Origin of the sequence: Flavobacterium sp. GSA192 (assembly GCF_006386525.1) — a bacterium.
Classification (GTDB): Bacteria; Bacteroidota; Bacteroidia; order Flavobacteriales; family Flavobacteriaceae; genus Flavobacterium; species Flavobacterium commune.
In genome coordinates this window covers 376,702-402,881 of record NZ_VAHC01000002.1, presented here as the reverse complement: position 1 = coordinate 402,881, position 26,180 = coordinate 376,702, and the positions used below count along the sequence as shown (strand labels likewise).

At 35.5% G+C, this 26,180-nt stretch carries 25 protein-coding genes; 2 read left to right on the top strand and 23 right to left on the bottom strand.

Features of this window, described 5'->3' with window-relative positions:
- Positions 1-4 precede the first annotated feature (4 nt).
- Positions 5-1,804: an excinuclease ABC subunit UvrC gene (gene uvrC / locus FDM27_RS05785; protein WP_140485562.1), complete on the bottom strand. Its 1,800-nt coding sequence runs from the start codon at positions 1,802-1,804 to the stop codon at positions 5-7.
- A 149-nt stretch (positions 1,805-1,953) separates the two neighbouring features.
- Here uvrC and FDM27_RS05780 point away from each other — a divergent pair, with 149 nt between their 5' ends.
- Both FDM27_RS05780 and FDM27_RS05775 read left to right on the top strand, forming a co-directional pair.
- Positions 1,954-2,523 (top strand): 5-formyltetrahydrofolate cyclo-ligase, encoded by a 570-nt coding sequence (locus FDM27_RS05780; RefSeq protein WP_140485561.1) that lies wholly within the window; start codon positions 1,954-1,956, stop codon positions 2,521-2,523.
- 37 nt (positions 2,524-2,560) lie between these two features.
- Positions 2,561-2,761, top strand: coding sequence for a hypothetical protein (locus tag FDM27_RS05775; RefSeq protein WP_071184523.1), 201 nt, complete (start codon positions 2,561-2,563; stop codon positions 2,759-2,761).
- A gap of 66 nt (positions 2,762-2,827) precedes the next feature.
- On the opposite strand, the gene FDM27_RS05770 is transcribed toward FDM27_RS05775, so the two are convergent.
- The 22 genes from FDM27_RS05770 to recO form a co-directional block, all read right to left on the bottom strand.
- Entirely contained in the window at positions 2,828-3,433 is a 606-nt protein-coding gene (locus FDM27_RS05770; protein ID WP_071184522.1) for a lipoprotein signal peptidase, read from the bottom strand.
- Positions 3,434-3,541: 108 nt separating this feature from the next.
- Complete coding sequence (locus FDM27_RS05765; protein WP_071184521.1) at positions 3,542-3,922, bottom strand: TraR/DksA family transcriptional regulator; 381 nt, start codon at positions 3,920-3,922, stop codon at positions 3,542-3,544.
- A gap of 8 nt (positions 3,923-3,930) precedes the next feature.
- Positions 3,931-7,353, bottom strand: coding sequence for an isoleucine--tRNA ligase (ileS, locus tag FDM27_RS05760; RefSeq protein ID WP_140485560.1), 3,423 nt, complete (start codon positions 7,351-7,353; stop codon positions 3,931-3,933).
- A gap of 623 nt (positions 7,354-7,976) precedes the next feature.
- A complete protein-coding gene (locus FDM27_RS05755; protein ID WP_110345101.1) occupies positions 7,977-8,567 on the bottom strand; it encodes a transglycosylase domain-containing protein in 591 nt (196 codons plus the stop codon).
- Positions 8,568-8,812: 245 nt separating this feature from the next.
- Complete coding sequence (locus tag FDM27_RS05750) at positions 8,813-9,316, bottom strand: mechanosensitive ion channel domain-containing protein (RefSeq protein ID WP_140485559.1); 504 nt, start codon at positions 9,314-9,316, stop codon at positions 8,813-8,815.
- Positions 9,316-10,113 carry a Fic family protein gene (locus tag FDM27_RS05745; RefSeq protein WP_140485558.1) on the bottom strand — a complete coding sequence of 266 codons (798 nt, stop codon included), beginning with the start codon at positions 10,111-10,113 and terminating at the stop codon, positions 9,316-9,318. Before FDM27_RS05745 ends, FDM27_RS05750 begins: the two co-directional genes overlap by 1 nt.
- A 182-nt stretch (positions 10,114-10,295) precedes the next feature.
- Positions 10,296-11,081, bottom strand: a complete 786-nt coding sequence (locus tag FDM27_RS05740; protein ID WP_140485557.1) for a DUF2490 domain-containing protein — start codon at positions 11,079-11,081, stop codon at positions 10,296-10,298.
- A 1-nt stretch (position 11,082) separates the two neighbouring features.
- Positions 11,083-11,832: a carbonic anhydrase family protein gene (locus tag FDM27_RS05735; protein ID WP_140485556.1), complete on the bottom strand. Its 750-nt coding sequence runs from the start codon at positions 11,830-11,832 to the stop codon at positions 11,083-11,085.
- A gap of 284 nt (positions 11,833-12,116) precedes the next feature.
- Positions 12,117-14,858, bottom strand: a complete 2,742-nt coding sequence (locus tag FDM27_RS05730; protein ID WP_140485555.1) for a cation-translocating P-type ATPase — start codon at positions 14,856-14,858, stop codon at positions 12,117-12,119.
- Between the two features lie 36 nt (positions 14,859-14,894).
- A complete protein-coding gene (locus FDM27_RS05725) occupies positions 14,895-15,578 on the bottom strand; it encodes an exopolysaccharide biosynthesis protein (protein ID WP_140485554.1) in 684 nt (227 codons plus the stop codon).
- Between the two features lie 40 nt (positions 15,579-15,618).
- On the bottom strand, positions 15,619-15,870 hold the full coding sequence (locus FDM27_RS05720) for a zf-TFIIB domain-containing protein (RefSeq protein WP_140485553.1): 252 nt from the start codon (positions 15,868-15,870) through the stop codon (positions 15,619-15,621).
- 26 nt (positions 15,871-15,896) lie between these two features.
- On the bottom strand, positions 15,897-16,181 hold the full coding sequence (locus tag FDM27_RS05715) for a hypothetical protein (RefSeq protein ID WP_140485552.1): 285 nt from the start codon (positions 16,179-16,181) through the stop codon (positions 15,897-15,899).
- Positions 16,182-16,400: 219 nt separating this feature from the next.
- Positions 16,401-16,904 carry a GNAT family N-acetyltransferase gene (locus FDM27_RS05710; RefSeq protein WP_255510492.1) on the bottom strand — a complete coding sequence of 168 codons (504 nt, stop codon included), beginning with the start codon at positions 16,902-16,904 and terminating at the stop codon, positions 16,401-16,403.
- A 232-nt stretch (positions 16,905-17,136) separates the two neighbouring features.
- Positions 17,137-17,862 (bottom strand): superoxide dismutase, encoded by a 726-nt coding sequence (locus tag FDM27_RS05705; RefSeq protein WP_099715584.1) that lies wholly within the window; start codon positions 17,860-17,862, stop codon positions 17,137-17,139.
- A gap of 4 nt (positions 17,863-17,866) precedes the next feature.
- Positions 17,867-18,538, bottom strand: a complete 672-nt coding sequence (locus FDM27_RS05700; protein WP_140485550.1) for a hypothetical protein — start codon at positions 18,536-18,538, stop codon at positions 17,867-17,869.
- Between the two features lie 171 nt (positions 18,539-18,709).
- Entirely contained in the window at positions 18,710-19,567 is an 858-nt protein-coding gene (locus FDM27_RS05690; RefSeq protein ID WP_140485548.1) for a hypothetical protein, read from the bottom strand.
- 259 nt (positions 19,568-19,826) lie between these two features.
- Entirely contained in the window at positions 19,827-21,215 is a 1,389-nt protein-coding gene (omp85, locus tag FDM27_RS05685; protein ID WP_140485547.1) for an Omp85 family outer membrane protein, read from the bottom strand.
- Between the two features lie 66 nt (positions 21,216-21,281).
- Entirely contained in the window at positions 21,282-22,568 is a 1,287-nt protein-coding gene (locus FDM27_RS05680; RefSeq protein ID WP_140485546.1) for a sensor histidine kinase, read from the bottom strand.
- Entirely contained in the window at positions 22,565-23,239 is a 675-nt protein-coding gene (locus FDM27_RS05675) for a response regulator transcription factor (protein ID WP_140485545.1), read from the bottom strand. Before FDM27_RS05675 ends, FDM27_RS05680 begins: the two co-directional genes overlap by 4 nt.
- 204 nt (positions 23,240-23,443) lie before the next feature.
- The gene (locus FDM27_RS05670) at positions 23,444-23,797 is read right to left on the bottom strand and encodes a transcriptional regulator (protein ID WP_140485544.1); all 354 of its coding nucleotides are present in this window, start codon (positions 23,795-23,797) and stop codon (positions 23,444-23,446) included.
- 508 nt (positions 23,798-24,305) lie between these two features.
- Positions 24,306-24,806 (bottom strand): hypothetical protein, encoded by a 501-nt coding sequence (locus FDM27_RS05665; protein WP_140485543.1) that lies wholly within the window; start codon positions 24,804-24,806, stop codon positions 24,306-24,308.
- Positions 24,807-25,412: 606 nt separating this feature from the next.
- Positions 25,413-26,126 (bottom strand): DNA repair protein RecO, encoded by a 714-nt coding sequence (gene recO, locus FDM27_RS05660; RefSeq protein ID WP_140485542.1) that lies wholly within the window; start codon positions 26,124-26,126, stop codon positions 25,413-25,415.
- Positions 26,127-26,180 lie beyond the last annotated feature (54 nt).

Here is a 26,180-nt window from a genome sequence, read left to right as displayed (position 1 = left end):
AAATTTAAGGCATTATGGTTTTGTAAAAATCGGTAATTTTTTTGGCTTTTGATACTCCTACAACGTCCGAAATTTCTTTTTCTGTTGCTAATTTCAATCTTTTAACACTTTTAAAGTGCTGAATTAACGTCAACATGGTTTTTTCGCCAATTCCCGGAATGGATTCAATCGAAGAATTCAAGGCCGCTTTACTCCTTTTGTCCCGATGATGGGTAATCCCAAAACGATGTGCCTCATTTCGCAGTTGCTGAATTACTTTCAAGGTTTCGGATTTTTTGTCCAAATACAACGGAACAGAATCGCCCGGATAAAACAGTTCTTCTAATCTTTTAGCGATACCAATGATACTGATTTTTCCCCGTAAACCTAAATCGTCAATACTTTTCAATGCCGATGACAACTGCCCTTTTCCTCCATCAATAATGATTAATTGTGGCAACGATTGTTTTTCGTCTAACAATCTTTTGTATCTGCGATACACCACCTCTTCCATCGAAGCAAAATCATTTGGTCCTTCAACCGTTTTTATATTAAAATGACGGTAATCTTTCTTACTGGGTTTTCCATCTTTAAAAACCACACAGGCCGAAACAGGATTTGTTCCCTGAATATTCGAATTGTCAAAACATTCAATATGTCTGGGCTCTACCGGCAAACGCAAATCTTTTTGCATCTGCGCCATAATTCGGTTAGTGTGCCTGTCAGGATCTACAATCTGCAATTGCTTCAATTGTTCGATTCGATAAAATTTTGCATTTCGAATAGACAAATCCAGAATTTGCTTTTTATCTCCTAATTGCGGTACGGTGACTTTGATTTTTTCGCCTAAATCAACTGCAAAAGGCACAATTACTTCTTTTGACAATAACTGGAATCGCTCTCTCAATTCCACAATAGCTAATTCCAACAATTCTTCATCGGTTTCGGCTAATTTTTTCTTGATTTCCAAAGTATGAGAACGAATAATCGAACCGTGTGAAATTTGTAAAAAATTGACATAAGCGGCACTTTCGTCAGAAACAATAGAAAACACATCAATATTGGTAATCTTAGGATTCACAATCGTAGAACGCGACTGATAATTCTCTAAAACTTCTATCTTTTCTTTTATTTTTTGCGCCTCTTCAAAATGCATATCTTGCGCCAATTGCATCATTAATTTCTTGAAATCTTTCAAACTGTCTTTGAAATTCCCTTTCAGAATTTCCCGGATAGCGTTAACCTGTTTCTGGTATTCTTCTAATGATTCATAGCCTTCACATGGCCCTTTGCAGTTGCCAATATGATATTCGAGACAAACCTTAAACTTGCCACTTTCAATATTCGAATCCGTCAAATCATAATTACAAGTGCGTAACGGATATAATTCTTTTATCAATTCTAAAATAGTATTCACCGTTTTAAAACTGGTATAAGGCCCAAAATATTCCGAACCATCCTTGACCATTCTTCGGGTAGAAAATATTCTCGAAAAAGGTTCTTTTTTGATACAAATCCACGGATAACTTTTATCGTCTTTTAAATTGATATTGTATCGGGGCTGAAGCGTTTTTATCAGATTATTTTCCAGCAAAAGCGCATCGGTTTCGGTAGGAACCACAATGTGTTTTATGGTTACAATTTTCTTAACCAACACATTGGTTTTAGCAGTATCGTGAATTTTATTGAAATAAGAAGAAACTCGTTTTTTTAAATTCTTAGCCTTACCCACATATAAAATCTTGCCTTCTTTATCATAATATTGATAAACACCCGGACTGTCGGGTAAAGTTTGAATTTGAAGTTCGAGAGCTGTTTTTTGCATTAGAATTTTGTTTCAGAAAAAGATAGAGAACATCAAAACAACCTAAAATCATACGGATTTAAAGCTATTATTTGATTTCTAATCAAATTTACGAATTACAAATAATTATTTCTATTTTTAGTTTTTAATTCCACAGCTTAAAATCAAAAATGCAAAACACTAAAAAAGAATTACGTTTAAAATACAAATCACTACGAAAACAGCTATCTGAAGAAGAAATGGAAGAAATGAGTTTAGCCATTGCCAATCAATTGCTGAAACTCAACATTTGGGACAAAAACTATTTCCATGTTTTCCTGCCCATTCAGGAACAACAGGAAATAGACACCGAATTGATTTTACATTTGCTTTCAGGGAAAGACAAAAACATTTTGATTTCTAAATCAGATTTTGAAAGTCGTGAAATGACACATTTTCTTTTAACCGATAATACCCAAATCAAAAAAAACGAATACAATATTCCTGAACCCGTTGACGGAATAGAAGTACCGTCCAAAAAAATAGAAGTTGTTTTTATACCGCTTTTAGCATTTGACAAAAAAGGACATCGTGTAGGTTACGGCAAAGGTTTTTATGATAAATTCTTAGGCGAATGCCAAGCTGAAACCATTAAAGTGGGACTTTCTTTCTTTGAAGCCGAAGCATTAATAGAAGATGTTCACGAAGGCGATATACAATTGGATTATTGTGTAACTCCCAATAAAATCTATCGCTTTTAAATTTGTACCTTCGTGGCTCACAAAGCCCCATTATTTTATGAAACAAATTCAAAATTCAAGATTTTATGCAATCCTTTTAATTGCGATATTTTCTATCTCTTTATCCGGTTGCGCTGTTGGAATTGGAACCAGATCAAGTAGAAGTTCTTATAAATCTAAACCGCTTCCTCCTGGACAAGCCAAAAAGATTACCGGTGAAAAAAGTGCCAAACGTTACGCCCCGGGACAAAACAAATAACACTTAAAAAAGAAGACCTGTTTCGTAATGAAACAGGTCTTCTTTTTATGTTTTATATAACTAAAACTATGCTTCTTTGTGATGAAATGCCTTTTTATTAAACGCAATCAAAATCCCTACTCCTGTTGAAATAGCTACATCAGCTACGTTAAAAATGGCATTGAAAAAAGTAAAATTTCTTCCGCCCCAAACAGGCAACCATTCCGGGAGATTCCCTTGCCAAATTGGAAAATAAAACATATCGACTACTTTGCCATGAAAATAGGTACCATAAGGCTCTTTTGAAAATAATGTTGCCAATTGAGAACTGCTGTCGTCAAAAATGACTCCATAAAAAACGGAATCAATAATGTTTCCGAATGCACCTGCCAAAATTAAAGCGATAGCTACAACTAAATAATTAGAACTGTGTTTCTTTTCAACCGAATCCCACAACCAATATCCAATTCCGCCTACGGCAACTAAACGAAACAAAGTAAGGAACAATTTTCCATAAGTTCCGGGGATTTGAGTTCCCCAAGCCATCCCTTCATTTTCAATAAAATGAATTTTAAACCAATTGAAAACTTCAACTTCTTCTCCTAATATAAAATTAGTTTTGATATATATTTTAGAAATCTGATCTACTATTAATACTAAGAAAATAAGCAGATAGGCTTTTCGTAATGACATTTTAAAAAATTTAAGTGCGTAAAAATAGATAAATTCCAAACATTAAATTCCAAATCCCATCACTAGTTTTGGAATTTGGAATTTAATGTTTGGAATTTGAAATAACAATTATCGTTGCATGTTTTTTGCCTCAATACTCATGGTTGCATGAGGAACAATTTTCAATCTTTCTTTGCTAATTAATTTACCTGTTACTTTGCAAATTCCGTACGTTTTGTTCTCTACACGAAACAAAGCATTCTTTAAATCGCGGATAAATTTCTCCTGACGGATTGCTAATTGAGAGTTAGCTTCCTTAGACATGGTTTCGCTACCTTCTTCAAAAGCTTTGAATGTTGGCGATGTATCATCGGTACCATTATTCAAATCATTCATATAGGCACTTTTTATCAAATCTAAATCGGCTTGCGCTTTCTCAATTTTCTTTTGAATTATCTCTTTGAACTCTGCCAAGTCGGCGTCTGAGTATCGTGTTGCTTCATCTACCATAATCAATATTATTTAGTAATCGTTATTTTAGTTTTAATGTCGTCAAATTCAATTTCTGTGCCATTCTCGATATGCCCTTCAAAAACCAACTCTTCCGTTAAGGTTTCTGATTTGATGTAACCATCATTTTCGTTTACTGCGGCCTCTAAAACAGCATTGTTTTGCAAATACACTTTAATCTTGTCAGTTACCTCAAATCCAGAATCTTTTCTGATGTTCTGAATTCTGTTGACTAACTCTCTTGCAATTCCTTCTTTTTTCAATTCTTCAGAAATAGTGATGTCAAGCGCAACAGTTATTCCGTTCGAATTGGCTACCAGCCAACCCTCAATATCCTGAGAAGTTATCTCTACATCCTCTAATGATAAAGTTACGTCTTTTCCTGCAATGACAATACTTAAGCTTCCTTCCTTATCCAACTGATTGATTTGCTCCGGAGAAAAACCTTGTATCTCTTTGGAAATCAATCCCATATCTTTTCCAAAACGTGGCCCAAGTGCTTTAAAATTAGGCTTAATTTGCTTTACCAACACCCCTGAAGCATCATCTAAAAGTTCGATTTCTTTCACGTTTACCTCTGCTTTTATCAGCTCAGAAACGGCTTCAATTTCAGCTCTCTGTTTCTCGTCAAGTACCGGAATCATTACCTTTTGCAGCGGTTGACGCACCTTGATCATCTCCTTCTTACGCAGCGATAAAACCAGCGATGAAATGGTCTGCGCTTTCTGCATTTTGCTCTCTAACGATTTATCAACAAAGTTTTCAACGTATTTTGGAAATTCCGCCAAATGTACACTATCAAATTTTTCCGATTGTGTTGCCAAAGTTAAGTCTCTGTAAAGCTTATCCATAAAGAATGGAGCTATAGGCGCACTCAGTTTACTTACCGTTAACAAACAAGTATAAAGCGTTTGGTAAGCTGCAATTTTATCCTGAGCATATTCGCCTTTCCAGAAACGACGACGACACAAACGAACGTACCAGTTACTTAAATTTTCCTGTACGAAATCAGAAATGGCACGAGCAGCTCTCGTTGGTTCATAATCGGCATAAGCTTCATCAACTAGTTTGATTAAAGTATGTAATTCTGACAAAATCCAACGGTCAATTTCCGGTCTTTCATTCAACGGAACCTCAGCCTCATCAAATTTGAAACCATCAATATTAGCATACAAACTAAAGAAAGAATACGTATTATAAAGTGTTCCAAAGAATTTTCGTCGCACCTCAGCCACACCTTCAATATCAAATTTTAAGTTATCCCAAGGATTCGCATTGGCAATCATGTACCAACGCGTAGCATCAGGACCGTATTCAGCCAAAGTTGTAAATGGATCAACAGCATTCCCCAGACGCTTAGACATTTTTTGTCCGTTCTTGTCTAAAACCAATCCGTTAGAAACTACGTTTTTATAAGCAATATTATCAAAAACCAAGGTTCCGATAGCATGAAGCGTATAAAACCATCCACGGGTTTGATCCACTCCTTCGGCAATAAAATCAGCCGGGAATGACTTATTGTTGTCAATTAGCTCTTTGTTTTCAAATGGATAATGCCATTGCGCATAAGGCATCGCTCCTGAATCAAACCAAACATCAATCAAATCAGACTCACGTTTCATTGGTTTTCCGGAAGCCGAAACCAAAGTAATTCCGTCAACCACATTTTTGTGCAAGTCGATTAAATCATAATTGCTTTCGCTCATGTTTCCAATTTCAAATCCTTTGAATGGATTTTCTGATTGAACACCGGCAGCTATTGCTTTCTCGATTTCGTTGTACAATTCTTCAACCGAACCAATCAGAACTTCCTCTTGTTTGTCATCGGTTCTCCAAATTGGCAATGGAATTCCCCAATATCTCGAACGTGACAAGTTCCAGTCGTTGGCATTTTTCAACCAGTTCCCAAAACGTCCTTCTCCGGTTGCTTTAGGTTTCCAGTTAATGGTTTCATTCAAATCAAACATTCTGTCTCTTACCTCAGTAATTTTGATAAACCACGAATCAAGAGGATAGTATAAAATAGGCTTATCAGTTCTCCAGCAATGTGGGTAACTATGTACATATTTCTCAACCTTAAAGGCTTTATTTTCTTCTTTTAATCGAATAGCAATCTCTACGTCAACCGAACGTTCCGGTGCCTGATCGGCATCATAATATTCATTTTTCACATATTTCCCTGCAAATTCGCCTAACCCTTCAACAAATCTACCTTGCAAATCTACCAATGGAACTGCTGTTCCGTTTTCGTCTAAAACTAACATTGGCGGAACTTCAGGAGTAGCTTCTTTAGCCACCTTGGCATCATCAGCACCAAAAGTGGGAGCCGTGTGCACAATTCCTGTTCCGTCCTCAGTAGTAACGAAATCTCCCGAAATGACTCTAAACGCATTTTCAGGATTTTGATATGGCAATGCCCAAGGCAATAATTGTTCGTAACGGATACCTACTAAATCAGCTCCTTTAGCTTCAGTTAAAATCTGGTATGGGATTTTTCCTGCCTTGCCGGCAGGCAGGTTGTCTCCTGCTTTGTAATTTTCAAAATCAGCAGCTTCTTCAGTTGCGAAATAAGATTTCCCAAACTGTTTACCCACTAAGTTTTTAGCCAAAATCACATTGATTGGCTCAAAAGTATATTGATTGAAAGTTTTTACTAAAACATAATCTATTTTTGGACCTACTGTCAAAGCGGTATTCGATGGCAAAGTCCAGGGAGTTGTCGTCCAGGCCAAGATATGAATCGTTCCAAAACCTTCTAAAAAGCCCGGTAAACTTTCAGTTTTGGCTTTGAACTGAGCTACAATTGTAGTATCGGTCACATCGCGGTAGGAACCCGGCTGGTTCACTTCATGCGAAGACAATCCAGTTCCTGCTTTTGGAGAATACGGCTGAATCGTATAGCCTTTATACATCAAATCTTTGTTATAGATTTGTTTTAAAAGCCACCAAACAGACTCCATATATTTGGATTTATAAGTCACATACGGATCTTCCATATCTACCCAATAACCCATTTTTTCGGTCAAATCATTCCATACGTCTGTATAACGCATTACCGTTTTTTTACAGGCTTCGTTATAATCTTCTACCGAAATAGTTTTCCCAATATCTTCTTTAGTAATTCCTAATTCTTTCTCAGTACCTAATTCTACTGGCAAACCATGAGTATCCCAACCCGCTTTACGCTTTACCTGAAATCCTTTTTGGGTTTTATATCTGCAAAAAATATCTTTGATAGCACGAGCCATTACGTGGTGAATTCCCGGCAATCCGTTAGCCGAAGGTGGTCCTTCAAAAAACACATAAGGCTTAGCTCCTTCGCGAGTAGTTACACTCTTTTCAAATATATTTTCTTTCTTCCAAAAATCAAGAACCTCCGACGCTACTGTTGGCAAGTCAAGTCCTTTGTACTCAGTAAATTTTGTGCTCATTTTATCCTTTTCTTAAACGAGGTGCGAAAGTAAGGAATTTTGAGGAAATTAGAGAAAAGAGGAAAGAAAAAAGAGCGAATAAACACAATTTCAGAAGGTTTTTGCAAAAAACAAGAAAGTTGTAACAATTAAAACTATTAGAACTTTCTGGCTTTCACCACAAACTTGTCATCCTGACGAAGGAAGACCCGAGCGATAGCGAACTGGCGAAGCAATCTCATCAAGTAACTCCACAAAGTGGCTCCTCTTTGTGGGCACAGAATGCTCCCGAAGTGTCGGGACTGCACTAACGTTTACATATATCCGAGCTATCTGGTGTCATTGCGAGGAACGAAGCAATCTCATCAAGTAACTCCACAAAGTGGCTCCTGTTTGTGGGCACAGAATGCAATTCTGCACTAACGTTTACATATATCCGAGCTATCTGGTGTCATTGCGAGGAACGAAGCAATCTCATCAAGTAACTCCACAAAGTGGCTCCTCTTTGTGGGCACAGAATGCAATTCTGCGCTAACGTTTACGTATATCCGAGCGATCGGGGTTTGCCAAACCATCCCAAATACAAGACCATTTTTCCATTAAGCCAAATGCCCAAATCCGTTGTAGTGGCTGTTAGTAGCGGTTTATTTATTTATCATTTGTTTATATTCCTCAATTTTTTTCGGCAAAGATTTTTTATTTCTTAAAGGATTGTATAGTGCTGAATTATCAAGCATTAAAACTAAATTTATTTTTTCAGATTGATTTAATTCTGCGATATTTTTATTGAAGAAATATTTTGAAGCTTCTTCAACTCCTGTACTTTCAGCTGAAAAATCATATGAAGAAAACAAAAAAGTCAAACAATCTTCTTGAGTAAATATTTTCTCTATTTTGTTTGTGTAGATTATTTCGTTTATTCCATTTCTTATTTGTGAACTGTTTTTTACGTACAGCGTTGGATAGCCAAAATTTCGGATTACTGACAAACAAGGACAATCTTTTTTGCTTTTTATAAATCGATTATTAACATTTTCAATATTATGCGTTTTTTTATATATTGAAATCAAATCAGCATATTTTTTCGATTTAGATTTTTCTATCGATTTTTTGATTTCTATAAAACGTTCATTATTAAACATATTATTGTAATCGCTTATCAAAAAAAAGTAAATTCCAAAAAGAACAATTAACGAACTAATAAAAATCTTAAGAATTAATTTAATTGATTTCATAGTTGTTATTTTCTGATATTTTTAGGTTAAATCGCTACTAACGATTTTCGGCTTGGCTTGAAGTGGCGGAAAGTTAGCAATTTTCAACTTAGAAAGCACAACTCTTCAACTTTTTACAACTGTTCTTAGAAAGCACTTGGCCCGCCATTTTGCCAAGCCGATGTTAGGTGCTGGCGTTAAGTCTATACATGTTGTTTTTTAGTTCGTTAATATTAATTTCATATTCAAATAAAAGTAAGAACTCATTATTTTAACGGTTTTTCAATTACCAAGAATGAGCTTTTAAGAAGAAGAGCATTAGGTATTGTTAGCGTGCCTTTGTTTAGCGTTTTTATGAATACAAAAAAGTAAGTAATATCTGTTAATTCGCCTTGAATTTCTTTTCCTTCATGTGTTACAGCAATTGTGTCACCAACTTTAATAGGATGCTGAAAAAAAAGTATAAGGCAAGCTGTAATGTTTGAAAGTATAGACATTTCTGCAAAAAGAGCAACCCCAAATACAGTCAAAAGGGAACTAGTTACTACTAATACATTTTCCTGTTTTACACTCCAAATAACTACTATTATTACAACAAATATCACAACTAGCAATAGATTTAATAATTTCAAAATATCATTTTTTTCTGTATTTTTAAAATAGGAGTTCAAAATTTTAAGTTTTACAAAATACCTAAGCGTCAATTTTGAAATTAAGAATATTGACCAAGCAATAATGCTTTCAATAATTTGAATTTTATATGGTTCCATTAGCTCTTTTTATTAGTTTTTTCACGCTCACTTCCAATTTTATTAACTGTTTCGTAAAGTAAAGTTGAATTAGCTAGCAAACGGTCAAGCTCTTGTTCAAAAAAGTTTTCTGTATGCTCATTCCATTTTTTAGGTGAATTATTAAGCTCTCTAAAACTTTTTGAAAGCGTGGCTATGTATTCTTTTTTCTGTGGGGCATCATTAATGAATATTGGAGGGTATAATTCATACATCAACATCCAGTTTTTTGCAATTCTTGTTACTCGCCCGTTGCCATCTGCGAATGGGTGTATTCTTATTAATTCGTGATGAAAATAAATAGCTCTTATAATTGGGTTGGCTATGTTTTGCATTTGGTAAAATAGCTCAGACACTAACATAGGAACATAGTCCTTGTCTGGACAAATATGTGCTCCAACCTGAACTAATGTTTGTCTGTAACGATTAGGGTGAATGGCATTGGTCTCAGGAGAAACTAAACGAAGAAGTTGAAAAAGTTGTAATTCTTTATCAAAATTATTGTTTGTTATAATCTCCTCAATTACAAATTCAAGTGATATTTTCAAGTTTTTCAAATATTCTTCCGCTTCCTCTTCGTTTTGAGCTTCTATTTGTGCATTTTTCAAACTAAGAAGCTCCTGTAATTCCTGAACACTTGCAAAATATGAATCTAAAAGGTCGTCATCTAAATGATGTCGACTATATATAATTAGTCTATATATTGACTTAACAAGATGGTCAATCTTGTCGATTTTGGCTTGATTAATTTTTATCTCATTAAATGGTAGTAATTCCAATGTGTCTTTGAATTTGTGGTGATGTTGATCGGTCCGTTACGCTTGCACCTAACGTTTTGGGGCTTTGCAATGGTGGGGCGTTCAAGGCACAAATGTTCAATTAAGCACAAAGTTGATAGAAGTACAAATGTTGAATTTAGCACTTCAGCCCCACTATTGCAAAACCCCTGTTAGTGGCAGTTTTATTTTTTTTCCTTTTTAGTCAAGTCAATATTGAAGTTTGCATTTATGATAATTCCGTTGTTGTTTTGAAACACATTTTGTCCGCTTATTTGTCTACCAAATTGAACGGTTTGGTTTAAATAACCACCTTCAATTCTTACGTTTTTGTTGAACCGATAACCAAGCAAAACGCCAATTCTATTTTGGTCAAAAATATTAGCATTTACATTTTCTCCAAAACCAATGAAAATTTCGTCATACAATGCCAAGTATGGTGTTTTGTCTTTTATTTCTGTACCTTTTAATGGCACTTGTAGTCTTACCATATAACGCATTCTATGTAGTAGCAGAAATTCATCTTCCTTTTCTACACTGGCAGAACTGTATCTTCCTACAAATCTTTGTTCTAACATAAATCGGTGAGAAAAATCAACAATACCTTCTTTGTGTGAAAGTTGTACCATTTGAAATAATCTATGTTCGGTAAAATCTCTGCCAAGTCCGTTTATTGGAATTTCACCATACGGAAAAGTTTCAATCCAAGCATAACCTGCTCTAAATAATACTCTCGAATTAAGTTGATAGTTTACGCCAACTCGTAAAAGGCTTTGTTGCCAATCTGTTATGAAATTGTCTCTACGGAATTGGTACTCGGTATGTAAACCAAATTTCTCTGATAATTTGAAAGTACCAAAATAATTGTACCAACCAATATTTTCGTGTGTATTTATACGATTGTTTTGACCTGATACATTATTACTAATGCACCAAATCAAAACAAGTATAACTATGATTTTTTTTTGCATTTTATTTTACAAATTGAAGTGTTCCATCTGTTAAACGATAAAAAGCACCTACAATTTTGATTTCACCTTTGTCTTCCATTTCTTTAAGAATTGGGCTTTTTGCTCTAATTTCATTAATCGTATGAATTACATTGTTTTCACAAACGTGTCTCACAAATTCATCGTTTTTTGAAGTTTTTTCACCTGCAAAATCTTGGCTCATTGCTACTGCTGGCTTTATTTTAGCAAGCATTGCTGTAATGTTACCCAGTTTCACATCGTCAATAGCACCTTTTACTGCTCCGCAATGTTGGTGTCCTAAAACAAAAACTAATTTTGCACCTGCTACTTTGCACGCAAATTCCATACTACCCAAAATGTCTTCGTTAACAAAGTTGCCTGCTACTCTGGCAACAAAAATGTCGCCCAAACCTTGGTCAAACACATCTTCTACTGGTACACGACTGTCTAAACAACTCAAAACTACTGCTTTTGGAAATTGACCAACGACAGATTTTTTTGCCTGAATAGATAAGTCTCTTGGTGTGCTATTCCCAGAATTAAACCTTTTGTTACCTTCTACGAATTCCTGCAAAACAGCATCTGGTGTCAAGGCTGCTTGTTGTTCTTTGGTCATAACGTGTGTTATAACGTTTTTTGTTACTTCTTTGGTTTCTGTCGAACCTTCATTTTTTGTTTCCGTTTTTGTTCCTTGGTTACAAGAAAATAGGGTTAGTGTTACTAACGCTGTTGCTACAATTTTTGTGTACATTATTTAAATTTATTTTTTTGTTTTGCCTACTTCTTATTACGGTGTTCGGCTTGTCCGTTTTATGTTAAACGATTAGTTGTCTGCATTGTTGGCGGTGTCTGCGAAAAATTGCCACTAACGGCTGCGTGTATGAAACGTTTGGCATTTCGAAGCGATTTCCTATCAAGTTACAACTACTTTTGATACGAGCTAAAACGCTTGATAAACCACTGATTGCCAAATGTTTTATACACGATGTTACCCAACGTAATTTTTTTATTCTAAAATTCCTAATTTAAACATAATTAGTTCTCTTTTTCCTTTTTATTTAACAATTCTCTTAGAATCCATTTTTCGATACTAATTACAATAAAAATCAATGAACCAGCTACAAACGAAATAAATAAACCTTTCCCATCGAGAGACGCTGTTCCAAACACTTTTTGCATAAATGGAGTGTATAAAAACATTGCTTGCAGAAGCATTATTGACCCAATACCCAAAAAGATAAAGCCATTACTGAATAGACCAATTTTAAAAACCGAATCTTTCAGCGACCTGCAATTTATCAAATAAAATATTTGGAAAAATATAATAAACGTTACAGCAATGCTTTGTGAACGAGCCAAAGCATCTGTTTGAGCCATTCCGGTTTTAAGCGAGTATGCATACTCCCAGTTAAAAAGCACGATAGTTACAACTGTCATAAGTATCGAAACAAAAAATACCCTGAAAGTTACAAATCCGTTGAAAAGAGCTTCATCGGGTTTACGGGGGGGACGGTTCATTACATTAGGTTCTTTTACTTCGAATGCAAGTGGCAAAGCCAATGCTATGGCTGCAACTAAGTTTATCCATAACAATTGTACAGGCAACATAGGAAGCAATAATTCTTTCGTTATAGGATTAAAAGGAAAGAACATAATGCCATAAATCAATATAAATGCAAGGCCTAAATTAGTTGGTAATAAAAAGGCGAGAGATTTTAGCAGATTGTCGTAAACCCTTCGCCCTTCTTCAACAGCTGCTGCTATACTCGAAAAATCATCATCGGCCAGTACGATGTCTGCCGATTCTTTCGATACCGAAGTTCCGGTAATTCCCATGGCAACACCAACATTCGATTGTTTGAGCGATGGGGCATCATTCACGCCATCTCCGGTCATAGCAACAACCTCATTGTTGTTTTGCAAGGCTTTTACCAAACGCAGTTTGTGTTCGGGGGCAACACGTGCATAAATATTGGTTGTTTGTATGGTTTTGTCAAGTTCAGCATCGCTCATTTTCGATAAATCCACTCCTGTTACAACAGCTCCATTTGCCGAGAGGTTTAATTCCATACCAATAGCACGGGCAGTTGCATGGTGGTCACCCGTAATCATTTTTACTGTTATTCCCGCATTATGACAAGCTTTTATGGCTTCGATAGCTTCGTTACGTGGCGGGTCAATCATGCCTATTAAGCCAATGAACTCAAATCCATTTTCAACATCATCAACCGATATTTCATCGCTTTTGCTTTGAGTTTTTTGAGCTATGGCAAGCACTCGCATTCCTTTGGAACCAAGCAATTCGATTTGAGAAATTACCTTTTGCATATCCAAGGTTATACCACAAATGTGTGTTGAACAACGTTTTAGCACAACCTCGGGGGCACCTTTGAGAATAATATTGTCGTTAAGGGTCGCCATGTACTGCTTTTCCGAGTCGAAAGGCAATACGTCTTTTCTTGGTATTTCCTGACGTAAACCATCAATTGAAATACCAGCTTTTTCAGCAGCAACCACTAAAGCAACCTCGGTTGGGTCGCCCGATATACTATATTCGTTTGCTCTGTAAACCACGTTTGCATCGCTGCAAAGCACTGCTTTTTTCAGCAAAAGCAACATATCTTCCGGTAAAGCAGCTAGTTCAGCATTGTTCTGTTTGAAAACACCTGCTTTGTGATAACCAACACCTGTTACTTGTATGCTATGGTTATAGTTCCACAGTTCACTTACAGTCATTTCGTTTCGTGTAAGCGTTCCGGTTTTATCTGAGCAAATAACAGTTGTACTACCTAAGGTTTCAACCGCAGGAAGTTTACGAATAATAGCGTTTCGCTTTGCCATACGTTGTACCCCAATGGCAAGGGCAATTGTAACAACGGCTGGGAGTCCTTCCGGAATAGCACCTACTGCCAAAGCTATTGCGAAAATTAAACTTTCTTTAAGTGCATCGAACAATAATAATCCTTGCCCCAATGCACGGTATGTTCCAATAACCATAATAATTGCTGTGATAGCAACAATACCAATGGTTAAGTATTTGCCAATAACACCCAACTTTTTTGTTAATGGCGTTTCTAAATCAACTGTTTCGTTAAGCATGTCGGATATTTTACCAAGTTCGGTATCCATACCCGTTTTTACAACCACAGCCGTGGCAGTACCTGAAACAACTAAAGTGCCACTAAATACCATACATTTTCTGTCGCCAATTACCGCATCGGGTGTTACAGCTTCGGTAGTTTTTTGAGACGGTACCGATTCACCTGTTAAAGCAGCTTCTTCTACTTGCAGGTTTTTTTGCTGGATTATCCTCATGTCGGCGGGAATGCGGTCGCCGGCAGCCACCTGAACAATATCACCGGGAACAATCTCAGAAACAGGTATGGTTATTATATTGCCATTTCGAATTACCATAGCATTTTCGGGAACCATGTTACTAAGAGCTTCAATGGCTTTACCTGCTTTGTATTCCTGAATAAAGCCAATAATTGAGTTCACTACCACTACGGCAAGCACTACCATACCATCGGTAATTTTACCCAATGCGGTAGCCAACGTGCTTGAACCAATTAAAACCCAAATCAATGGATTGTTAATTTGCCGCCAAAGCACTTTTAAAATTCCATCTTTATTTTTACGTTTAAGTTCGTTTAATCCGTACTTCTGTCGTCTTTTATTTACTTCTTCCAATTCAAGCCCCTGTAATGAACTTTCGAAATTTTCAAGAACCTCTTTATAGTCAATGGCATGCCATTTTCCGCTTTCGTTTTTCAACATCTTGGTGAATAATAATGTATGGTTGTTAATAAAAATCTACAATGTAATGCTTTCAACTATTTTTTTTAAAGCTAAAATTATAGTCGAAAAAAATAATCCAAAATATATAAAAGCTCCCAAAACGGAAAAATATCCAAGAAGAATTATAATTCCATCCTTCTGAATAATTCCTATTGATAGAAAAAGAATAATTAATGCAGGCAAAGTATTACTAAAGGGCATTAATCCCAATGGTACCATTAGCAAAATAGAACCAAATAAAATCAAAAAACCATTGATTGTACTAGCAATTTTGTTGCATATAAGGAGACTAAGTCGATGCGGCTTACTCATTTTTTCTAAATAATGGAACCACTTTAACCCTTTGTTTAGAGCAATGCGTAACTTTTCGGCTGGAAATGACTTATTTTTTATAGAGGAAGGTAGCCATAAGCTTTTATTTGTTAGATTACTTATTCCTATAAAAAAGATGAAAATCCCAAATACAGTACTGAAACCAGGTATTGATACCGGAATGAGAAATATTATAGATAAAATTGATGCAAATAGTAATAAACCGTCGTTTCCTAATAGGTTTATTATTTCAGATAATGTCAGATTTCTGTCAGGTATTTTACTAATTATTTTTTTTACTTTTTCTGATAATGTATTGTCAAAAAAATCATCTTTTTTCAAAAAGACAACTAATTCTCTATTTTTGACTTGCAACTTTTTTGACATAAAAATAAATTATTTCCAAACAGATTCAATAGAATTACTTTTAAAAGTCAAAAAGCTCTCCTAAGATGCCTTTCTTTTTTTTGTAACGATATTCATTGTCCCTTGAATGATATTGCTTGCCATGAAATATATCACTTTGTGTGGGAGTATCGTTTTGAGTTGACCTTTCAATGATTTTATCAAGTTCACCGCGGTCAAGCCAAACACCTCGACATTCAGGACAATAGTCAATTTCTATTCCGTTGCGGTCGGTCATAACCAGATTTACATCTTTGCAATTTGGACATTTCATTTTTGCGGTATTTAATTGGTTTATAATTATTTACTTAAAGGTTTTGTAATTTTATTAACTACAGAATCAAGTTTAGTGGATGATTTCTGTATAAGTGAATCAAGTTTTATTACCTTTTGATGTTCTTTATCGATAAGTGAATCGAGAGTTAAAACTTTATCGACCTCTTGGTTTAGCAATGAGTCTAATGATTCTGTTTTTTTTAGTAACTGTTCCATCTTTTCGTCAACTTTTTTGCTTATATCGCTGCAAGAAAAAAATGTAATCGAAAAGAATGCTAGAAAGATGCTATTTTTCAAAACTTTTTCCATAATTGTGTTTTTTTAATGTTTCTCAAAAATACTGTATTTATTGGTTTTAATTATATGCTGTCCTTTTCTTTATTATGTTGGGTAACGTTTCGCAGCTTGGCGAAGTGGCGGACTTTGAAGGACTTACTTTCAATTTAGCACTAAACTTCATTTGAAAACCAAATGTTCAATTTAGCACCGAACCCGCCATTTTGCCAAACTGCTGTTAGCTGTGGTTTTTTATTTCACGTTCATTGTCATTGTTAGATTGTCAAAGTATTCTCCGTCTTGCTTAAAAAAGTTTCTCATTATTCCGTTTTCTTCGAATCCCATTTTTCTATACAAACCTAATCCTAATTCGTTGTCTGTGTATACTTGAAGCCAAAGTAGTTCAAGAATTGTATTTTCTTTTGCCCATTCAATTCCAAATTTTAATAAAGCTGTTCCAAGTCCTGTATTTTTCCATTCTTTCAACATACCCATTCCAATTACGGCTGTATGTTCCATTATTTTTCTTCTACTTCCTGTTAAATCAATATTACCAATTATTTCGTCATTATATTCGGCAACTAAAAGTAATGAATTATCATTTGTCAAAAAGGAATTTATCCATTCCTTTTCTTGTTCAATAGTAAGTTTTATTTCTTGTTCAAGTTTCGGAATATAAGCACTTTGAGGCACATATGTTTTAATACAGTTTAGTAATCTTTCTGCATCGTCAATTTCAGCTTGTCTAATTGTCACAAACTTTTTATTTTTCAGTTCTACTATTTCGGTCTTAAATTTTTGCATTGTCGTTGGTTAAAATCACAGCTAACGTTTTGCAGCTTGGCGATGTGGCGGATTAAGGAAGCCAAACTTTCGGTTTAACACTAACTTTCAAGTACAAAACCAACTTCAAATTAAGCCAAAACCCTCCATATTGCCAAACTGCTGTTGGTGGCTGGCGTTTTGGGCGGTTTCGTTTTTCCGTTTTCTATTTCATCATTTTTAATGCGTTTTCTAATCTTTCTGATGCGTTATCCCAATTTATAATGCTGAATAAATTGTCAACAAAATCGGTTCGCTTATTTCTGAATTTCAGATAATATGCGTGTTCCCAAACGTCAATTACAAGCAATGGAATTACGCCCCATTGTGTCAGTTTTTCGTGATTTTCACATTGTAAAATTGTCAATTTATCGGTGTAAGGTTGATAACCTAAAATTCCCCAACCATTTCCATCAACGTCTTTTGAAGTTTTTGCTAAATACATTTTTAGTTTATCAAAACTTCCAAAATCTTTTTCTATTCGTTTTAATAAATCGCCTTTTGGTAAATTTGCTTTATTGGTTAAGTTTGTCCAAAATATAGAATGTAAAATGTGAGAAGAAAGATGATACGATAATTTTTTTGTCCAATAATCGACAGTTTCAAGATTATTCTCTTCTAAAGATTTTTTTATCATTTGCAAATCTTTGTTTGCTCCTTTTACAGCTCCTCCGTGATGAAAAGTGTAATGCAAATGTAAAGTTTCTGCGTCCATAAAAGGTTCAAGAAAACTTTCAGTATAAAGTAAAGGTTGTTGAAAAAAATTTCCGTCTTTGTCAACTAACAAATCAGTTTTGTTTTCAATTAGACTTTGGCTAAAAACAGAATTTGTTGGTAACAATGTTGCTCCGCCTAATATTAATCCACTTTTTAAAAAATCTTTTCTGTTCATTTTGTTAATTTTTGATTGTAAAGTTACACGGATTTTGTTTAATGCTATCTCTGTTTTTAGTTAATGTTTTTAATTCTTGAGTATTTAAATTTGCAGTTAATTCTTTGAATTGAGCATTCAGATAATTTAAATCGTATTGTAAATTTTCTAATTGCTTTGAATATTTTTCTTTTATAGAAATATATTCTTCGTCTATTTCGGATTTAATTTTACTTTCTTTAGCTTTTAGTTCTTGATATTTATTGTTTTTAGCTAATTTTTGATATAAAAACTCAATTTTGTTTTCAAAAACTTTGGTTTTTGAATTTGCTTCTTTTTCATTTTGGGAAAGTTTCTTTTCAAATTCAGGTGTTGAGTTATGACCAAATTTGTCAGTTTGTTGGTCTGTAATTTGATTACTTTTACTTAAATATTCAACAACAATTTCACTTCTTGAATTTTCTAATTTTGTTATTTGTTCAATAATTGGTTTGTCTATTTTGCTAATTTCAGTTTTAATTTCGGATAATTCTTTTCCTAACTTATTGATTTTATTTAAACTATCATTACTTCTTAATTCTTCGATTTTTGCGTATTTGCACTTAATTTCTTTGTAATTATTCAACCAAGAATTTTCTTTGTATTTGCATCCTGCAAATACAAAGAAAATTAAAAATATTGAAGCTGTTTTCGGCATTTTTAAGATTTGTTTCTCGTTAGTTTTCGGTTCTCGGACGCTTGCCACCAACGTTTTGCCGCTTTGCGAAGGCGGGGATTTTCAGCACTAAACTTCATTAAATGCACAAAGCTTGGATTTAGCACTTCTCTGTCATAGAAGCACGAAACCCCCGCTTTTGCAAAACGGCTGTTAGCGGCTGGCATTCTTCTTTTTCAAGAATTTTTCTGTCACAATACGAACACCTGCACTAAACCAAAAAGGCATTATTACGTCCCCTGCAATTCCGTCACCAACTGTCATATCAACTTGCAATAGGTCACTGAAAAAATAGCGATAACCTACTTGCCAAGATGTCCCTGTCCCTGGAATGTATGGGTCGCCTGAAAAAACTTCGCCCACTAAGTGCATACCTTTATATGCTTTTATCTGTGTCCCTAAACCCCACGTTGAGATTAACTGGTTTGAGCCGTCAACGTGTAAATAATTGCCACCAAGATTTCCGTGAAACAGAAATTTGTCGCCTTCACCAAAACATTGTGAAACTGTCAAGTAGCCAAATGTTCCGTAACCTGCTGGTTTAAATGAACCTTGTCCAACGGGTAAAAATGTCCCAACTACCATTCCAAAACCCGGGGGTTTATTTGGTTTATATTCCTTGAACAGAATTTTTGCTTGTAATAACGGTAAAGCATAAGCAAATGTCTTTTTGCTGTCGTGTTCTACTTGATAACCGTAAACTCCGCCTGCTGTCAATTCAAGTTTTTTGTTAGGTCCGTAAGCACCTAAAATCCAATGTTGCCCCGCTTCTTTGTCCACTCGTATCCAAGATTCAAGTTGAGCAAGTCGTTCTCCAACTACTCTGGCATCGTCTGTTATAAACGGTCTTACCAATACTTCTTTTGTTGAAGTGATGTTGCTGTTTGATGTCAAACCGAAATTTGAGGTCTGTCCTGTTGGTTTAGGTGTCCAATTAAATGCAAGGTCGTTTTGTGCAAACAACTGTCCTGTTGTCAAGAAAAATACTGTTGATAATATCGTTAATTTCATTTTGCAAATCTAAATTTTTTATGGTTCGGTCTGTTGTTTGGGTGTCGCTCTATGCTTGCCGCTAACGTTTTGCGGCTTGGCGTAGTGGCGGATTTTTAGCACAAAAGTTCAATCGAAGAACTGCACTTGAACCTACCACAAAACTGTCATACGAAGCACTGAACCCGCCATTACGCCAAGCCGCTGTTAGGTGCTGGCCTTCTTGTTTTTCGTTCGACTAAGATACTTTTTTTATGTTTAAGTCAGTCGTTTTTGAGGTCTAAAATGCTTGTCCAATACCGAAGTAAAATAATCTGTCTTCTTTTGAATGTCCATAGTCAAATGATAAAACGGTGGATTGATTCCAAGCAATTCTAAGTCCACCGCCATAGGAAGTTTTAATGTTTTTAAAGTTCAAGTCTTGCCAACGGTCTCTTACTGTACCTGCGTCAAAGAACGGTGCTACTCCAAAGGCAAATCTTTGCTTTCCAATTTGAGTTTCTGCAAGTCTAACTCTCAATTCTACATTGGTAAACCACATTGAACGAGCCAAAAATCGGTTGGCTCGATAGCCACGCAATGATTGTCTGCCACCCAATGCGTTGATACTTCCTTCTGGACTCCATTGGTCTTGAAATTCAAAAAATGGTGCATTGTTTCCAAAAATGTTTCCGACACCGAATCGTCCTGCTAAAACAGTCCTTTTTCCAACTGGTATTTTCTGATAGGCTCGTCCTTGAATGAAAAGTTTATCAAAATCGAATTGTGAACCAATGTATTTACTGGAATATTCATTTGCTATTTCAAAGTAATAACCTTTTGTAGGGTCGGGTTCAAAATCTCTTGTGTCAAAAATCAACGCTGTTTGAATAATGGAAACCCAACCACCGTCAACGCCCGAAATTAAACCGTTTTCAAAATCACGTCTTAAAAGTGAAATTCCGTTTGGAGCGGTCGTGTTCTGTCCTGTAATTGGGTCAATTGCATCCGCTTCCATTCCTTCAAAAGTGGCGTAGCTCAAATGTTGTATTTCATAACCACCCATTATCCGCCACTTACCATTTCCAAGTGCATAATCGGCTTTAAGGTTGAGCATATATTCGGTTTCCCTAAATCGGTTTGAGAGTGCATCTGTTACCAAATCAGCTTCTCCAACTCCACCTGGTCTTACTATTTTTCTCGCTCTGTCAAATTCTTTATAGGTTGAAAAGGTTGTGTTTTCGTCCGAGGGTAATCGAAGTTGTCCGAGCGTGGATTCAGTTAGTCCAAAATAAAGGTTAGCAGGATTCTGTTGTGCTTTGAAGTCGACTTTAAATCTCCAACGTGTTCCTTTGTAGTAGGGAACATCCAATTTTAAAATTAATTCTCTTGCATTTGAAGTGTAATAAGCCGCATTGGCTGTCAGTTTCATTAAATAAGGCGTGTAAGGGAATAAAGGGTTATCTCGGTTGCCATTCCAATAAATGTTTGTTCTTGCACCAAAGCCAAATCCCGTAACTGGGTCGGAAGAGAAGTCTGGAATTCCTGTAATAAATGTTCCTTCTTTCTTTTTAGCAAGGTCATCATCAGACATTCTTTTCGATTTGATGAATGAAAGACTATCTATTTCTTGAGCCTTTACGATGGTGATGGAGAACAGAATCAACAAAGTTGCTATGATACGCTTCATAAATTGGATAATTTTTAAGTTACCCTGCAAAGTTCAGAAGCGATTTAGAAGAAATTTTGAATTGCCTTAGAAGCTGATTTTAAAAGTGTGTGTTTCTTTTTGAAAATCGTAGTAGATTTCCCAATGATGTCGTTTACATATTTGCTCAACTATAGCCAAGCCGAGCCCACTTCCTGAACTTTCGTCAGAAGCTTTTTTAAACCGTTTGAAAAGCTGTTCTTGCTCCAATGCAGTCCTTCCTGAATTGCTAATAATAAAGCCCGATTTGCTCAACTTAACTTCAACTGTTCCTTTTAGTAAGTTGTGCCTAATCGAGTTGAGCAATAAATTGTTGATTAGAATTTCAATCAAAATTCTATTTCCTGTAACGATACAATCTTTTTCTATCGATGTTTTTAGGCTCAGTTCTTTGTTTGAAAAATGTTCTTGCAATTGCTCTATGCATTCTTGGGTTAATTCGCTTAAATTTATTGTTTCGCTATCAGCAAACTGATGGTTTTCTATTTTGGCAAGCAACAAAAGATTTTTGTTAACTCGAGAAACCCTTGTCAACGCTTTATTGATGTCTTCAATTAGTTGATATTGCCTGTCTGTTAGAGCTTCTTTTTGCAGAAGTATATCCAGTTTGTTTTTAATGATTGCCAAAGGTGTTTGCAATTCGTGAGAGGCATTTTCGGTAAACTCTTTTTGAGATTTATAAACCGAAACAGTATGTTCTATTAATTTATTCAAAGCCACATTTAATTCTTCAAACTCAAGGATAGTTGATTTTTCAAATGAAATATTGCTTTGAGTATTGAGATTAAAGGCTTTTAACTTCGCCAAGGTGTTTCTGAAGGGTTGCCATAACTTGACGGATAGTCGTCTGTTTAGAATCAGAAAACCGACAACCAAAATCAGAAAAAACAAAAAGGTTAGAATAGCGATTGCAACAACGGTTTCTTCGGTTTCTTCAACATTGGTTTCTAAGGTGAGTAAATAATTTTGTCCATTTATTTCAATCACTCTCGAAAGCCCACGAAATCGGTCAATATCTTCGTGGGTTACATAAGGATTTTTTCTAGATACTGTATAGGTGCTGTCCTTTCTGTTTTTTTCTAAAGTAGTCTTTTGCAGGTTTGTTCCGGGTTGAATTTTGTTCCAAAGCATTATACTTTGATTCAATTCGGTTTCGGATAGATTTAAATTATTGAGTTCGTTTTCAGTTCTGTCGGCAACAATTTCATTGTGTTCATCTAACTCTCGAAGCCAAATGCTATCAACCAAATAAAGGTATGCTGGAACACTTGCCGCTAAAACAATAAGTGCGTAAATGGTGAATGATTTAAGCGATTTGTTTAGTAATTTATTCATCCTTCCCATTTATAACCTGTTCCGTAAACAGTCTTTAAGTAACTTTCGCATCCTGCTTCACTTAATTTCTTTTTGAGATTTTTGATATGAGCATACACAAAATCGTGATTGTCTAACATATCGGCAAAATCGCCTGAAAGATGTTCAGCCAAGGTGCTTTTTGAAATTACTCTGTTTTTATTCCCGACAAAGTAGAGCAATAAATCAAATTCTTTTTTGGTTAGAATAACAAGTTGATTATGAACTGAAATAGTCTTTGCAAGCAAGTCTATTTCTAATTCATTTTGTCGAACGGTATTTGAATTTCTGAATTGTTTTCTTCGGATAACCGAGTAAATCCTTGCTGCTAATTCAGAAAGATGAAAAGGCTTTGTCAAATAGTCGTCTGCACCAATTTGAAGTCCTTTTATTTTGTCGTCTAATGCGTTTTTTGCCGAAATGATAATTACACCGTCTTGCTTGTTTTGCTTTTTTAGTTCTTCTAAAATTTTCATTCCGTTGCCGTCTGGCAACATAATGTCTAACAAGATGCAGTCGTAATGAAATGATTCGATTTTCTCCAATGCTTGATTATAAGTTCGGGCAAACTCACACAAATAGTTTTCTTCTGAAAGATATTCGGAGATGCTGTCGGCAAGTTCGTTTTCGTCTTCTATAATCAGTATTTTCATTCGTCAAAGTTACCATTTCAATTTTGTAGAAATTTTGAATTTGGTTGTTGGTTTGTCTCGGTGGTGTCGTTCTTTAGGCTTGCACCTAACTCATAAATATACGCAACTCTATTGCGCCTATCTGTCTGTATTTGGTATGATATACGCAATAGCTATTGCGTTTATTTATTTTCCGCTAATATATAAATAAATCTTACAAAATTGCTACTTCTTCATAATTTCTCTTAAGGTTTCGAGCTGTATTTCCAGTTTCTGGATATGCTCGTTTTTTTCTTGCAGTTCTTTTTTTAGGGCTTTTTCCTGTATGGTTTCAAAACGGTACGGTAGGTATTCGCCCAGTTGTGCCAAAAAATTATGTTTAAGTACCAAGCTTAGTTTCCACAAAACGGCAAACTGCAGTGTGTCTCTCTTAAAATAAGCCCTTAATCCTTTAGGGGCTATCCCCATTGCTTTGGCAATTGTGCTTTTGGTATGGGTTTGCTGCGTAATATGGTAATGGATAAAATTACCTATTGGGGGGTATTGTCCCGCTTGGGCTTGGTTAGTATTATCAGACATAATCCGCTATTTTTTAGATTAATAGTATCAAATATAAGCAAAATTAGGTCATTGTTTTACCACAATAGACCCTAAAAAAGGCGTATAGGTACTAAAAAACACCCTATAGGGTACTAAAAAAAGGTCTTTTAGTACTTAAAATGCCCCTTATAGTACTTATAAAAGTCTATTTAGTACTAAAAAGAGCCTATTATGATACTTAAAAAGGTCGTTAACATACTTAAAAAAGACTTTTTAGGACTTTTTTAGTCCCTATAGAAGACATTTTATGTCCCTTTTAGGCATAAAAAAGCCCCATTGCTACAATGGGGCTGGAAATAATGTTTAATATCTTAATAAACCACCCCGCCTTTGCTTCGCCAGTTCGCTGTCGCTTGTGTCAGGCACCCCTCCAGCGGAGGGGAAGTAGCGTAATTTCCCCTCCTTTGGAGGAGTGCCCGCCGCGGCGGGCGGGGTGGCTTTTCTGTATTTAGGAGCTTAGCCTTTTTGACAGCATTAGTTTTTAATATTATGCTATTGGAGGTGCCGGAGGTACTGTAACCGGCTCACTAGTAGTTTTGCTTGCAAAACGAGTTTTGAGTTTATCAACAATGCTGTCGGCACCCACCACTCCGGCATCGGCGGCAGCCCCAAAGGATTTATACAGGCTAAGTGCTGTATTATAGGCTTCGCTACCCGCCAGCATTTTAGTATCGTCAATGCGTTCGCACAATTGGTTGGCTAATCCCGAGATTTCGTCCATTTGGGCAAAAAGAGTCAGGTCGCTTTGCATATTAGGCACCGAAATATAGCCGGGAACCAGCGTAGCATTGTTTACCGCAGCATTAAGAGCATCTTCGGCAAAGGCTTTGTTGTTGACATCAATGGCGTTTAAGGATTTCCTTTCGTCGGCAGTAAGTCCTACCAGAAATGGAAGGTTGGTTAAAATGGTTTGAAATGCAGTTTTTACTGCTGTTAGCTGTGCTGCCGTAGCCGTAGTGTTTACACGGTTGTTGAGTAAATTTGACATAAATTAATAGTTTAATGGTTAATAATTAATAAGATTATACACTCAAAGCTAAACTATTTTTCTTTTGGTTTGTAGTTTTTTTAGTTCTTTTTTTGATTTTTTTATAAGTGATAGACTACGGATGGGGTTTTGGATAATTATTGTTTTGTGAATAGCGTCTGGCTTTAACCAGATGATTTGAATTAATAAACTGCCTCGGGGCAGAGCCCACGAGGCATTAGAAAAAAAACCGCAGATTCGCAGATTTTCATATTATAATCTGCGAATCTGCGGTAAAAAACGAAGCAGAACTTCGAGGAATTAAACCTAAAGAGATTAAAACAGAAAAGGCTTTAGCCAAATCTTGATTTAGATTTTGGCTAAAGCCTTTGGGAAGCTTTAATTTGTAAACGGGCTAAAGCCCGTTCCAATTGATACTTTTAAGATTGATTAATAATTTAAAACCCTGTCAGAGTTTTAAACTCTGACAGGATTGACTATAAAGCTGTTCTAATTGAATATTTAAAAATAATCTGTGATAATCCGTTTCATCGGTGTCACCTGCCTGTCGGCAGACAGGTCTGTGGCCTTTTTTTTTAGCTCGCTTAGCTGAAAGTCATAAACAATTCAAGAAAAAACCTCCTTTAAAACATCAAGCGATTTTGGTCTTTTAAAACCATCTAAATGATAGGCGTAATAGTCAATCAGAATTTTTAAAAGCAGTTGTCTTTCGATAACATGAAACACTTTTTGGTCGTTATCGAATTTTAAAGAAATGAGTTTTTTGAACAATTGGGTTTCATGCTCACTTAAAGAACCAATGGCATGAAAGGGAGTAAAAACACCTTCGTTCATTTCGAAAAAAGGCATATCCATATCGGAAGTATCGGGATAAAAACCCAGGTATTTGGTCATTTCGAGCATTAGCATCAAATGAAAATTAGCCATTTCATCATGTTCGTCTAACCAATGCAAGGCAGTTTCCAAAAAAGTAAAAAGCGTCTCATTTTTTTCTTCTTCATGAATGGAATGATGCAAAATTTCCGAAAGAAACAGCACAATGGTACTCTTGTAAATATCAGAATGTATCGACTGAAATGGGGCCGCAATTTTAATTTCCTTAAAATGCTCTAAAGTCCCTTTGTTCTTGTGATTGGCTTCGATTTCCAGAATAGTCATCGGCTGAAAATAAGCCATTTTTTGACTGGTTTTTCTACTCGAAAAAGCATCTCGAACAAAATAAGATTTCAATCCATGCGACAACGTAAAACACTTTACTATCAGACTTTTTTCCTGGTATTTTAAAGCCGAAATAACAATTGCCTTGGTTTTAATTTGCATGAATTTGATTTTTTGCGAAGATAGTCTTTCTAGTCCTTAGTACATAGTCCTTAG